Origin of the sequence: Psychroflexus lacisalsi (assembly GCF_020164495.1) — a bacterium.
In the GTDB taxonomy this organism is placed as follows: Bacteria; Bacteroidota; Bacteroidia; order Flavobacteriales; family Flavobacteriaceae; genus Psychroflexus; species Psychroflexus lacisalsi.
Map to the genome: position 1 here is coordinate 255,899 of NZ_JAIQYZ010000002.1, position 12,512 is coordinate 268,410.

13 protein-coding genes are annotated in these 12,512 nt (G+C 35.7%); 3 read left to right on the top strand and 10 right to left on the bottom strand.

Annotated elements, in window-relative coordinates; all coding sequences use genetic code 11:
- Nucleotide 1 precedes the first annotated feature (1 nt).
- Genes LB449_RS08490 through mraZ form a run of 5 tightly spaced genes read right to left on the bottom strand, consistent with a single transcriptional unit; the run spans nucleotide 2 to nucleotide 5,095 of the window.
- The gene (locus LB449_RS08490) at nucleotides 2–1,465 is read right to left on the bottom strand and encodes a UDP-N-acetylmuramoyl-L-alanyl-D-glutamate--2,6-diaminopimelate ligase (RefSeq protein ID WP_224454675.1); all 1,464 of its coding nucleotides are present in this window, start codon (nucleotides 1,463–1,465) and stop codon (nucleotides 2–4) included.
- Nucleotides 1,462–3,426 (bottom strand): penicillin-binding protein, encoded by a 1,965-nt coding sequence (locus LB449_RS08495; protein ID WP_224454676.1) that lies wholly within the window; start codon nucleotides 3,424–3,426, stop codon nucleotides 1,462–1,464. Before LB449_RS08495 ends, LB449_RS08490 begins: the two co-directional genes overlap by 4 nt.
- Nucleotide 3,427: 1 nt before the next feature.
- Nucleotides 3,428–3,742: an FtsL-like putative cell division protein gene (locus LB449_RS08500; RefSeq protein WP_224454677.1), complete on the bottom strand. Its 315-nt coding sequence runs from the start codon at nucleotides 3,740–3,742 to the stop codon at nucleotides 3,428–3,430.
- A gap of 2 nt (nucleotides 3,743–3,744) precedes the next feature.
- Nucleotides 3,745–4,647 carry a 16S rRNA (cytosine(1402)-N(4))-methyltransferase RsmH gene (gene rsmH, locus LB449_RS08505; protein ID WP_224454678.1) on the bottom strand — a complete coding sequence of 301 codons (903 nt, stop codon included), beginning with the start codon at nucleotides 4,645–4,647 and terminating at the stop codon, nucleotides 3,745–3,747.
- Nucleotides 4,640–5,095: a division/cell wall cluster transcriptional repressor MraZ gene (gene mraZ / locus LB449_RS08510; RefSeq protein ID WP_224454679.1), complete on the bottom strand. Its 456-nt coding sequence runs from the start codon at nucleotides 5,093–5,095 to the stop codon at nucleotides 4,640–4,642. Before mraZ ends, rsmH begins: the two co-directional genes overlap by 8 nt.
- Nucleotides 5,096–5,440: 345 nt before the next feature.
- Between mraZ and LB449_RS08515 the strand changes: the two genes are divergently transcribed.
- A complete protein-coding gene (locus LB449_RS08515; RefSeq protein ID WP_224454680.1) occupies nucleotides 5,441–6,205 on the top strand; it encodes an alpha/beta fold hydrolase in 765 nt (254 codons plus the stop codon).
- Between the two features lie 11 nt (nucleotides 6,206–6,216).
- Entirely contained in the window at nucleotides 6,217–6,816 is a 600-nt protein-coding gene (yihA, locus tag LB449_RS08520; protein ID WP_224454681.1) for a ribosome biogenesis GTP-binding protein YihA/YsxC, read from the top strand.
- Here yihA and LB449_RS08525 read toward each other — a convergent pair whose 3' ends face one another.
- From LB449_RS08525 to gldB, 3 genes are read right to left on the bottom strand one after another with little or no spacing between them, the layout of a single operon-like run.
- Nucleotides 6,817–7,188 carry a GTPase gene (locus tag LB449_RS08525; protein WP_224454682.1) on the bottom strand — a complete coding sequence of 124 codons (372 nt, stop codon included), beginning with the start codon at nucleotides 7,186–7,188 and terminating at the stop codon, nucleotides 6,817–6,819. It lies immediately after the preceding gene.
- The gene (gene gldC, locus LB449_RS08530) at nucleotides 7,172–7,525 is read right to left on the bottom strand and encodes a gliding motility protein GldC (protein ID WP_224454683.1); all 354 of its coding nucleotides are present in this window, start codon (nucleotides 7,523–7,525) and stop codon (nucleotides 7,172–7,174) included. Before gldC ends, LB449_RS08525 begins: the two co-directional genes overlap by 17 nt.
- 2 nt (nucleotides 7,526–7,527) lie before the next feature.
- Nucleotides 7,528–8,484 carry a gliding motility lipoprotein GldB gene (gldB, locus tag LB449_RS08535; RefSeq protein WP_455431240.1) on the bottom strand — a complete coding sequence of 319 codons (957 nt, stop codon included), beginning with the start codon at nucleotides 8,482–8,484 and terminating at the stop codon, nucleotides 7,528–7,530.
- An 82-nt stretch (nucleotides 8,485–8,566) separates the two neighbouring features.
- On the opposite strand from gldB, the gene nadE reads away from it, so the two are divergent.
- A complete protein-coding gene (gene nadE, locus LB449_RS08540) occupies nucleotides 8,567–9,349 on the top strand; it encodes an NAD(+) synthase (protein ID WP_224454685.1) in 783 nt (260 codons plus the stop codon).
- A gap of 54 nt (nucleotides 9,350–9,403) precedes the next feature.
- On the opposite strand, the gene dnaG is transcribed toward nadE, so the two are convergent.
- Nucleotides 9,404–11,356: a DNA primase gene (gene dnaG / locus LB449_RS08545; RefSeq protein ID WP_224454686.1), complete on the bottom strand. Its 1,953-nt coding sequence runs from the start codon at nucleotides 11,354–11,356 to the stop codon at nucleotides 9,404–9,406.
- Nucleotides 11,357–11,503: 147 nt separating this feature from the next.
- Nucleotides 11,504–12,481: a polyprenyl synthetase family protein gene (locus tag LB449_RS08550; protein WP_224454887.1), complete on the bottom strand. Its 978-nt coding sequence runs from the start codon at nucleotides 12,479–12,481 to the stop codon at nucleotides 11,504–11,506.
- Nucleotides 12,482–12,512 lie beyond the last annotated feature (31 nt).

Below are 12,512 nucleotides of genomic sequence, written 5' to 3' on the forward strand. Positions count from 1 at the left end.
CTTATTTATTAAATTGAGCTAGTAGTTCCTTTACGATTTTCAAATCATCAAAATCTGATCTCACTCCATGTACTTCCTGATAAGTTTCATGTCCTTTTCCAGCTATCAAAATGATATCTCCTTTGTTAGCCATACTACAAGCTGTTTTTATGGCTTGTTGCCTTGAGGTGATACTCAGAGTTTTATATACATCATGAGGTTCAACTCCTTTTTCTATATCATTTATGATATCATCCGGATCTTCAGTCCGTGGGTTATCACTCGTTAAAATGACTTTAGTACTTAAGTTTCCAGCAATTTTACCCATCAAAGGTCTCTTCGTCTTATCGCGATCACCTCCACAACCTACAACAGTGATAAGTTCTTCATTTCGAGTTCTGATATCATTGGTGGTTTGTAATACATTCTTCAGTGCATCCGGAGTGTGTGCATAATCGACAATGACGTGAATTCCTGTATCCGAAATATGATGCTGATACCTTCCATCAACCGGCTTTAGCTGACTTAGAATCTGTAAGTTCTCCAATTGCTCTACCCCAAGCAAATCTGCTGAAGCATAGACTGCCAATAAATTATAAGCATTGAAATCGCCTATAAATCTTGACCAAACTTCATTGCCATTGATATTTAATTTTAATCCTGAAAAGCTTTTTTCAAGAATTCTAACTTTATAATCTGTTAGGTTTTTCACTCCATAACCGTAAGTTTTAGCTTTAGTATTCTGAAGCATATAGTTGCCATTCTTGTCGTCGACATTTGTTAGAGCAAAAGCTTTTTTAGACAACTGATCAAAAAATCTCTTCTTGACATCTCTATATTCAGCAAAGGATTTGTGATAATCCAGGTGATCCTGGGATAAATTGGTAAAAATACCGCTGACAAAATCAAGCCCTAAAGTCCTGTGCTGAGCAATTCCATGAGAACTGACTTCCATAAAGCAAAACTCTACACCCACTTCATTCATCCTTCTCAGGTAAGAATTAATGGTCAAAGAATCTGGTGTTGTCAACTTGGTGGCAAACTCCTTATCATTTACCTTGATGGTTACCGTAGAAATCAAACCTACCTTAAAGCCAAGAGCTTTAAATAATTGAAAAAGCAGTGAGCTAACTGTCGTTTTCCCATTGGTTCCTGTAACCCCTATCAGTTTGAGATTTGAGGAAGGGTTATCGTAAAAATTTGAGGCCATAAAAGCCAAGGCCTCTCTAGTATCTTTAACCTGAATATAAGTAATTTCCAGAGCCAATTCAGAAGGAAGATCTTCACAAACTACAACTACAGCTCCTTTTGAAATCGCTGCATCAATAAACAAATGTCCATCTGCTGCTGCACCTCTTATCGCCACGAATACATCTTGAGCTGCAACCAAACGGCTGTCAAAATGAATATCGTTCACCTCTAGTGCAGTTGAGCCTTTTACAGATTCAATAGAAACTTTATATAATATGTCTTTTAAAACTTTCAACTTGATATTAGATTTACTCTTTGATTATTTGTAATTTTTGTTCCGCTTTTGATCGATTGCCTCTTTACTTTACCGTTGCCGACCAAATTCACTTTCAATCCTAAATTCTCTAAAATCGAAACAGCATCCATAGCAGGATAACCTGTAATGTCTGGCATGACTGTTTTGTATTTTTGAGAAACTTCGAAGTAATTTTCATAGGTCTCATTTACAATATTGGAATTAAAAACCTCCTTGGTAATTTCATCCTTGAGCGGTGTGTCGATATAGATTTTTTGAGCGATTTTTTCAAAAACTGGTGCTGCGACAGTACTTCCGTAATAACCTATTTTTGGATTTGGTTTGTGGATGACGACAATACAAGAATATTTTGGCTCATCTGCAGGAAAATAGCCTACGAAAGAAGAAACATATCTTCCAGATTCAATCCAATATTCAGTTTGGCAAGTTCCTGTTTTTCCCGCCATAGAAAAATTTGAATTATTGATGTTGCTTCCTGTTCCTTTTTCCACAACCCTCTTCATCAAGTCCTGAAGTTTCAAAGCCGTTTCTTTTGAACATACGCTCCCTTCAACTATTGGGTCTGAATAGGATTCAATAAGTGTATGTTTATCTCTTACCTGCTTGATGAATTTTGGCTTAATTTTCAATCCATCATTTGCAATAGCATTATAAAAAGTCAAAGTTTGTAGTGAGGTTAAGGAAACTCCATAACCAAATGACATCCAGGGCAAAGTGGTACCATACCAGTTGGAGTCCTGAGGATGAGGAATGTGAGGTTTACCTTCTCCTTTAATTCGAAGTCCTATCTTTTCATTTAATCCCATATTATAAAGACGATTGACAAATCGCTCTGGCTTGTCTTTATAATTCTCATAAATCATTTTGGCAAAAGCCGTGTTCGAAGACACCTCAAATGCCTCAGCTGCAGATATCTTTCCATACCCACCACGTTTGGAATCGTAGACTCTTCTATCGAAAAATTGAACCATGCCTTTTTCAGTATCAAACACTGTACTTGTATCTATAACTTTGTCTTCCAAAGCAGCAGCCATACTCATCAATTTGAAAGTAGAACCTGGCTCGTGTGGTTCATAAACCGCATAATTGAGTTTTTCGTAATATTTATCAGAATTTTTGATACGTCCTAAATTGGATATAGCCTTAATTTCACCTGTTTTGGTTTCCATAACCACAACACTTCCATGGTCGGCTTCAAAATGCTCTAACTGTTCTAGCAACGCATGATGAGCTACATCCTGAATATTGACGTCAATAGTAGAAATAACATCATAGCCATCTTCAGGCTCAACTTCATTGATATCACTTATCGGTTTCCACTGACCTTTAGCTATTTTTTGCTTTAATCTTCTTCCTTTTTTTCCCTTTAAAAATTCGTCAAAAGCACCTTCCAAACCTACATTTCCAAAACCAACAGTTCTTTCCCCAATTTTTCCAAGCGGGTTTTCACGAACTGTAGATTGTTCTGCTATGAACCCCCCTTTATAAGGCCCAAGATTGAAAAGCGGAAACTCTCTTATGTCAACATAATCTGAATAATCAACTTGCTTTGCAATAAGCACGTATCTATTTTTGATTTGTCTCGCTTTCTTTAGCTTCTGAAGATGATAATTTTTGGAGTTACCAAGTTTTTTTGATAATTCTGAAGCTAATGCAGAAGCATATTTCTGAAAATTACTTTCTGAAACTGTGACTGCATCAAATCGGATATCATATTTGGGCACAGAAGTCGCCAATAAGTTCATATTCGTATCGTAGAGATTACCACGATTAGGCTCTATACTGAAGTTTCTATATACTGTTTCTTGGGCTAAATTCCTGTATTTCTGACCTTCTACTACCTGAATATCGAAAAGTTTGTAGCCCATAAGCAAAAACACAACTACGAAGATTGCAGCTATGATGTAAAACCTCCTTAAAATGCTTTTGTCTGTTGTCATTTTATTTGGACTTTACTATAATTTTATAAGGCGGCTTATCCGATAAGCCTATGGAGCGTTGTTTCATTTTTTTTGCAACATTGGACTCCATTTTTTGTTGCATTACTGTTTTACGAGTATCAACAAATTCACTTCTCAATTCTTTTAATTGCTGATTGAGTTCAGCAACCTGATATACTTTTCTTTCTGCACTATGAGAACTTGCAATCATTATAATGGCCAGCAATGCGCAAAACACAATAAAAGCCCAGTTGGTAAAAGCGCCTTCGCTTACCAAAAATTTGCCTTTTAATATGTTTCTTAAGCCATTTGTCATGATTATAACTTTTCGCCAATTCTCAATTTTGCACTTCTAGATCTATTGTTTTGTCTCATTTCGGTTTGAGCTGGAGTAATTAGCTTCCCTGTTTTTTTAAAGGGAACCAGCATGTTACCATAAAAGTCTTTTTCTGGAGCTCCGGAAAATTTCCCGTCTCTTATAAATCGCTTCACAAGTCTATCTTCCAAAGAATGGTAGGAAATCAAACTCAGTCTTCCACCCTTTTTGATCAAGTCTGGAGTTTGAAGCAAAAACTCTTTAAGTGCCTCCATTTCTTGATTGACTTCTATGCGAATAGCTTGATAAACCTGAGCTAGGAACTTGTTCACTTTTGTAGGTGGAAAAAATGGAGTAAGCAAAGCATTCAATTCTGAAGTGGATTGAATAGGTTTTACCGATCTTTCTTCAACAATGGCTTTTGCAAGTTTTCTAGACATTTTGATTTCACCATACTGCCACAACAATTGAGATAATTGCTCTTCAGAATACGTATTGATTAATTCTGATGCACTAATTCCAGTCTGCTGATCCATCCTCATATCGAGTTCGGCATCAAATCGTATTGAAAACCCTCGTTCCCCTTCATCAAACTGATGAGAAGAAACACCGAAATCTCCAAGTATAGCATCTACTTCTTTGACTCCTTCCAGCTTCAAAAAACGTTTAATAAACCTGAAATTTGCTTGTATCAGCGTAAAGCGGGAATCATTGATTAAATTCTGCTGAGCATCATGATCCTGATCGAAAGCGTAAAGTTTTCCATGTTCACCAAGTCGGGATAGGATTTCTTTGGAATGTCCACCACCGCCAAAGGTCACATCCACATAAACACCATTTGGTTTTATGGACATGCCATCAATGCTTTCTTTGAGCAACACAGGAATGTGGTAAGCTTCACTCATTGGTTTCAAATCCCATAACGTCTTCAGCTAGATCTGCGAAATCCTCAGATTCACTAACGACAGATTCATATTTATCTTTATCCCATATTTCAACAATATTGATTGCAGAAGAGACGACTATTTCTTTTTCTATAGATGCAAAACTGATAAGGTCTTTAGGAATCAATAATCGCCCGTTTGCATCGACCTCAATCATTTTGACTCCTGCAGAAAATTTTCTTATAAAATCATTGTTTTTTTTATTGAATCGATTTAAGCCATTCATCTTTTCCATGAGTAAATTCCACTGACTCATAGGATACAATTCCAGACATGGCTGAAACACAGAACGTTTCAAAACAAAACCCTCTTCAAGGATAGGAAGCATCTGCTTTTTCAAGCCAGACGGTAGCATAAGTCGACCTTTTGTGTCAACTTTGCATTCGTAAGATCCTATGAGGGTGTTCATGATTAATTTGATTTCAATTTCAAATATATCGAAATTTTTACCACATTTTACCACTTTCTACCACATTGTGGATAACTTTTTCCATTAGAAGCCTTTAAGACTTGTCTAAGGCAGTAATAACCTAAGATTTGAAGTCTTTTAATATAAGCCCAATAGCTGTGGATAAAAGGATAATTCTTCAGTTCGAGAGAATTTGAAGTGCAAAACACAGAAATCTACAAACGAAATCAGTTTTAAAAGTCTTATTTACAAACATTTATATCCATAATTGACAAGTCCTAAAAACTGTAAGGTTTTCTTATTCAAATATCTTTATATTTGGATTTTGAAATTCTAAAAAACCTGATGGAAGAACATATAAAGCAAGACGGAAAGTTTAAATACTTTGAAAAAGGCGAAGGCACTCCAATTGTTATTTTACACGGACTTATGGGTGGCTTGAGCAACTTTGATGGTGTTATGTCTTATTTCCCTAAAAAAGGTTATAAAGTTGTTGTACCTGAATTGCCACTTTATGAACTACCATTGCTTAAAACCAACATCAAAAACCTTACAAAATACATCAAGGAATTCATAGACTTTAAGGCTTATGGAAAGGTGATTTTGGTTGGAAATTCCCTTGGCGGACATGTAGGACTACTCACTACAAAATTATACCCCGAAATTGTTAAAGCGCTTGTCATCACAGGAAGCTCGGGTCTTTATGAAAGTGCAATGGGAGAAAGTTATCCCAAACGTGGTGATTATGAATACATCAAAAAGAAAGCTCAGGATGTATTTTACGACCCTGAAGTCGCTACACAAGAAATTATCGACGATGTTTATAGCGTAGTGAATGATAGAAGTAAACTAATAAGAACTCTATCTATCGCCAAAAGCGCCATACGACATAATATGTCCAAAGATCTTCCAAACATGGAAACACCAACTTGTATCATTTGGGGAAGACAAGACCAAGTTACTCCTCCACAAGTTGCAAAAGACTTCGACAAATTACTTCCAGACTCTGAATTATTTTGGATTGATAAATGTGGACATGCAGCTATGATGGAACATCCAGATGAATTCAACCAAATCTTGTTTGACTGGCTTGAGAAAAGAAAATTATAAGACTTTAAGCCATGAAAATTAAAACCTCAGAGTTTGTGATGAGCAATTCGGACGTTACCAAATGTCCGAATACTCAATTACCTGAATATGCATTTATAGGTCGAAGTAATGTTGGTAAATCTTCACTAATCAACATGCTCACGGGCAGAAAGGCCTTAGCAAAAGTGTCTGGTAAGCCTGGAAAAACTCGACTGATCAACCATTTCCTAATTAATGAGAATTGGCACCTGGTAGATTTACCAGGATATGGTTACGCCAAAGTAAGCAAACAGGAGAAAAAAACGTTTCAGAAATACATTACGGCCTATTTTGAAAAAAGACAACAACTTGTTAATACTTTTATTTTAATTGACAGTAGACATGTCCCTCAACCTATCGATTTAGAATTTCTGGAGTGGATGGGTATGAACACCATTCCCTTTTCAATTGTATTTACAAAAGCTGATAAACTAAAGCCTAATGTTTTGGAAAAAAACATTGAGGACTACAAATCTAAACTTCTTGAGACCTGGGAAGAACTGCCCCCCTATTTTGTGACATCTTCAGCAAATCAAACAGGACGTGATGAAATTTTGAATTACATACAAAGCATCAACGAAACTCTGGTGTAATTACAATCTCGATTTAATCTTGTGGATCAAAATATCCACGTCTTCAATTTGATTAAGTTCATCTTTTCCAATCATCAAGCTCAGGTCATAATTATCCTGATAAAGTATTACTGGAAGATCGTACAGCTTTTCAAATTTTGATTTGAATTTTTTCTTGTATTCGTCCTTGTGAAAAAATATCATTTCGATATCGCTTTCTTTCCGAAATGTCTTCCATTTTCTGTTTTCTGAAACAATGCCGAAAGTAAGCTCACATAGCTTACACTCGTAAGTTTTTGGACTTAAAATCTTATGAACACTGTCTAGTAACGAATTATTTACTCCAGCATTGGCATTGTATACAAAAATTAAGGCCTTATTCTTTTGCATCATTTTTTGCATCTTTAATATCTAACTTTTCAGCAAAATAATCGCAAAAATCTCTCATCGTTGCGGTCATCTTTTCATCATCGGTTGCTCTCTGAAAGGTATCTGTCATGCCTACAAAAATTTGATGAAAAAACTTTTTCATCTCATCAACTGGCATCTCTTTGGTCCAAAGGTCAATACGTAAGGTTTCTTGAGCTTTGTGGTCCCAAATACTTAAGAAGGCCGCTTTAGCCTCTTCATTGTCAATACCGCCATCTTGTGCGGACCAGGTTAACTTTTCTGGAATTCTATTATCGTCTGTAACAACATTGATTTTAATTTCAGATTTTTTCTCAATCATAACTAAGGTTTATATTTTGATTTTTTAAAAATAACATCAGACTCAAGTTCTAAGAGTTCTTTTATGTTTGTATTAGGATATTTATTCATGTAAGCCCTCACAATCTGCCATCCTACATATTGACCGATTCTTGGTGAGGACTCATTGTCTAGTTCCAAATAAAATTTTGAATAAGGCGCTAGATTTATAAAACGATCTTCTAAACGATTATCTGTGGAATAAATCAAATTGCGTTCAACAAAAAAAGACCAGATTTCAGTTTCATTTTCTTCTGCCCATTTTAATTGCTCTTCAGAATAATAAATTTTTGCATGATCAGATTCAAAAGGCATTAAAAGGTCTTTTAGATAAAGAATTTTACCATGGTAAATCATATCAGACAAAAAAGTTCTGGATCGTTTAGAATTTAGTTTTTGCTTTATAAATGCTTCAGCTACATCCGAAATTAAAAATTCTTTATCCTGCTGTTGAGCAATATATTGAGCTAAACCTTCATAAAATTTATGCTCGCTCCCTAAATAATTATCAAGAGAAATTAATAAGGCATCTTCCGTTAATACTAATTTTCGTCTGTAATTCACCTCCTCTGCCAAAGTGTAAACCGTTGGAATCTTATAGTCCGAAAAATAATACTTTACATATTTAAAAAAATGCTCAATTCTTAATTTTTCTTCCTTAAAATCTGGAAATGCACTTTGAACTTCAGTATTGATTTCTTTTTGTAAACCACTTTGCATTTTAGCAACCCACAGACTGTCTGGAACTTGGTCTGGGAAAAGAGCTGGATACTTTGACTTTAATGCTGATAAATTTTCTGGTGTTGTTTCAGCGAATTTCAGGTCAAATCGTTTAACCTCTGTATTAATTGTTAAGGCTTCTGCTTCTGTATTTAGTTTTGAGTTTTTGTCACAAGCTGATAAAACAAAAAAAAGACTTAACAAAATTAAACGAATCCTCATATTTCCAGACTTGATGTTTTTCAACAAAACAGTTTACTTATATTTGAGACAAATGTAAGTATTAAAGCCTAAAAATAGCCTTATGAAAACCCAGAAAACAATAGATCATATCACAGATTGGATGAAGGATTATTTGAAGGAGAGTCAACAAAAAGGTTTTGTTATTGGAGTTTCTGGTGGAATTGATTCAGCTGTAACCTCAACACTTTGTGCTACTACTGGCAAACCTACATTATGTGTGGAATTGCCCATTCACCAACACAAATCTCAAGTATCCAGAGCCAGAAAACATATAGAACAACTGGAAAGCAGATTTGCTAATGTAAGCTCTGTAAAAGTTGATTTATCCAACACATTTGATACATTCAAAGCGAATTTACCAGAAATTGAAAGTAAAGATGTGCAGGATTTTTCACTTGCCAATTCCAGAGCGAGATTGAGAATGACTACGCTTTATTATTTTGCTGGAATCCACAGCTATTTAGTTGCTGGAACTGGAAATAAGGTTGAAGATTTTGGGGTAGGATTCTATACCAAATATGGAGATGGCGGTGTGGATTTAAGTCCCTTAGCAGACTTGATGAAAAGTGAAGTTTTCGAAATCGCAAAGGATCTAAGCGTAATTAATGAAATACAAGAAGCAGAGCCTACAGACGGACTTTTTGGTGATAGCAGAACAGATGAAGACCAAATTGGCGCTAGCTATGATGAATTGGAGTGGGCTATGGAATTTGACGGAGATCAGTCCGAAATAACAGATAGGCAACAAGAGGTATTAAAAATCTACAAGAAATTACATTCTGCGAATCAACATAAAATGCAAGCTATTCCTGTTTGCGAAATTCCAGAAGAGTTCAAAGATTAATTGAAGTCAACGTGTTAATTTTTTGCAAGACAAAAGCTACAGAGAGCACTTAAACTACAACACTCGGTTTAGTTTATTGGAAATTAAAACTTCAAGTCCATTGTATTCCATAGTTTCTCTCATCAGTTCTATATCTACATCTTCTTTCTGATCTCTAATAATTTCACTAAGCTCTTTTACCTTTTTTCTTATAAGAAAACGACGAAGATTTAGGATAGTTTCCATTACCTCTCGTGGATCCAAAACACTTTTATCGACCACAAAAATTTCTTGACGCTTCCAATCGTGAAGTTGATTCTTTTCGTACTCCATCAAAATGGAAGTGACTTCTTGAGCGAGTTCAGGCTTTAAATGATTCACAAAACTATCGATTTTTAGAATTCTATCCTTAACATAGGTTTCAATAATAAGATCGAATAATTCTTTGAAAATAGGATTTGAAAATTCAACTTCATCTTCCTGCAATTCGATAAATATTTTTTCGAAAACAACATATTCTCGTTTAACTTCTAAGTGTTTATCTTCTTCAAAATCAAAGTCAAAATCCACAAAAACAGCAGTATGCTCTCCGTATCTCAACAGCAACTGAATTAAACTTCGCTCCAAAACGTACTGCTGATCGACTTTATGAACCGGAGTTGATTCTTTAGTTTCTTTTACAACTTCAAGAGTTTTCCGTCTGTCTCCACGACCTGCTTCTCTTCTGTCTTTGGCAAGAATTTGAGCCAGTGTACTAAACAATACATCTTCTGAAACATCAAGAAGATTGGAGCAGGTTTGGATATAAATTTCCTGAGTAATCTGGTCTGGAATTTTTGAAATTGAATTCACAATATCCCTCACTACTTCGGCTTTCTTGACTGGATCTTTCTCTGCATCTTCCAGCAAAAGCGAAGCTTTAAATCTTATAAAATCCTGAGCATTTTCATCAAGGTAAAGTTGCAGATCTTCAAGTGTATTAGCTTTTGCAAAACTATCGGGGTCTTCGCCCTCAGGAAAAAGACAAACTTTCACGTTCATGCCCTGTTCCAAAATCAAATCAATTCCTCGAATGGAAGCTCTCAAACCAGCGGCATCACCATCAAATAAAACCGTTATATTGTTGGTCAACCTGCTGATGAGTCGAATTTGCTCTGGTGTTAAGGCTGTCCCTGAGGAAGCCACCACATTCTCAATCCCGGTTTGATTAAACTGAATCACATCTGTATAGCCTTCAACCAGATAGCAATTATCGGATTTAGCAATAGCCTGCTTGGCCTGATAAAGTCCGTAAAGCACTTTACTTTTGTGGTAGACTTCACTTTCAGGCGAATTGAGGTATTTGGCCTGCTTTTTATCGTTAGTCAGAATTCGTCCACCAAAACCAAGTACACGACCAGACATAGAATGAATTGGGAACATTACCCGACCCTTGAAGCGGTCGAATCGCTTTTCTCCCTTGACGATAGTAAGACCTGTTTTTTCAAGAAATTCTAATTTATAGGCTTTTTGTAAAGCTGTGTCCGTAAAGGCTTGCCACTCGTCTGGGGAATAGCCAAGATCAAATTTCTCAATGGTTTCTGAAGTAAATCCACGATTTTTAAAATAGCTCAGTCCTACCGACTTGCCTTCATCGGTATGAAGCATCTGCTTTACAAAGAAAGTTTTGGCAAATTCATTGACCAGATACATGCTCTCCCTTTCACTTGCCTTTTCCTTTTCTTCTGAAGATTGCTCCGTTTCTTCAATTTCGACATTGTAGCGTTTTGCCAAATGCTTGATGGCTTCAGGATAAGTAAAGTGTTCGTGTTCCATCAAGAAAGCAACGACATTACCCCCTTTCCCGGAACTAAAGTCTTTCCAAATTTGCTTTACTGGTGAGACCATAAAACTCGGCGAACGCTCTTCCGTAAATGGACTTAAACCTTTAAAATTACTTCCCGATTTTTTTAATTGAACATAATCTCCAATGACCTCCTCAACCCGGGAAATATCAAATACTTTATCAATGGTAGTTTTACTAATCAATGGAAATCAATTTGAAATTTAAATAAAGATAAAATAATAGTACATGATAAAAAATATTTCACTCAAGTTAAGATTAATTTTACGAGACCTCACAGGTTTTAAAACCTGTGAGGTCTGAGTGTTTATTACATTTTCAACTTTTCAGGTTTATTTTTCACGATCGATAACATAATCGATCATGAGTTGAAGAGAAGCTTTGTATTTGGATTCTGGATACTGTTGTAAAATTTCTGAAGCCTCTTTTTGAAAAGCTTTCATCTTAGTTTGAGCGTATTCCAAACCTCCTGAAGATTTCACAAAATCAATAATTTGATTAACCCGCTGTTTGTCTTTGTTATGATTTTTTACTGAATTGATGATCCAGTCTTTGTCTTTTTTGGACACCTGGTTCAATGTGTAAATAAGAGGAAGCGTCATTTTCTGTTCTTTAATATCGATTCCCGTGGGTTTACCGATTTTTTGTTCTCCGTAATCAAAAAGATCATCCTTAATCTGAAACGCCATCCCGATAAGCTCTCCAAATTTCCTCATAGATTCCACATGAGCAGAATCAGGCTTTACTGCTGCTGCGCCAAGACTGCAGCAAGCTGCGATAAGTGTAGCCGTTTTTTGACGAATAATTTCATAATAAATATCTTCTGTAATATCCAGTCTACGGGCTTTTTCTATTTGGAGCAATTCTCCTTCACTCATTTCGCGAACCGCCACAGATATAATTTTCAACAAGTCAAAATCATTATTATCTATAGATAACAGTAAGCCTTTAGATAACAGGAAATCACCCACTAATACGGCGATTTTATTTTTCCATAAGGCATTGATGGAAAAAAAACCACGACGCTGATTGCTATCATCCACAATATCGTCGTGAACCAAAGTTGCTGTGTGAATTAACTCTATAACTGAAGCTCCTCGATAAGTTCTATCGTTCACTTCACCATCAGAGACCATTTTGGCTACCAAAAACACGAACATAGGTCGCATCTGCTTGCCTTTTCTGTTGACGATAAAGTGTGTTATTTTGTTGAGAAGTGCAACCCGAGAAGACATAAAAAGAGAGAACTTTTTTTCAAAAAGTTCCATCTCATGAGCTATAGGTTCTTTTATTTGAGAGACTGTTTTCAAGACTCGCAAATATAGAGTTTATAATATTAAG

Coding starts and splice junctions, on each gene's coding strand:
- yihA (WP_224454681.1), top strand. CDS start 6,217: ATGAAAATTAAAACCTCAGAGTTTGTGATGAGCAATTCGGACGTTACC.
- gldC (WP_224454683.1), bottom strand. CDS start 7,525: ATGATTGAGAAAAAATCTGAAATTAAAATCAATGTTGTTACAGACGAT.
- LB449_RS08525 (WP_224454682.1), bottom strand. CDS start 7,188: ATGATGCAAAAGAATAAGGCCTTAATTTTTGTATACAATGCCAATGCT.
- nadE (WP_224454685.1), top strand. CDS start 8,567: ATGAAAACCCAGAAAACAATAGATCATATCACAGATTGGATGAAGGAT.
- LB449_RS08495 (WP_224454676.1), bottom strand. CDS start 3,426: ATGACAACAGACAAAAGCATTTTAAGGAGGTTTTACATCATAGCTGCA.
- LB449_RS08500 (WP_224454677.1), bottom strand. CDS start 3,742: ATGACAAATGGCTTAAGAAACATATTAAAAGGCAAATTTTTGGTAAGC.
- mraZ (WP_224454679.1), bottom strand. CDS start 5,095: ATGAACACCCTCATAGGATCTTACGAATGCAAAGTTGACACAAAAGGT.
- gldB (WP_455431240.1), bottom strand. CDS start 8,484: ATGAGGATTCGTTTAATTTTGTTAAGTCTTTTTTTTGTTTTATCAGCT.
- rsmH (WP_224454678.1), bottom strand. CDS start 4,647: ATGAGTGAAGCTTACCACATTCCTGTGTTGCTCAAAGAAAGCATTGAT.
- LB449_RS08515 (WP_224454680.1), top strand. CDS start 5,441: ATGGAAGAACATATAAAGCAAGACGGAAAGTTTAAATACTTTGAAAAA.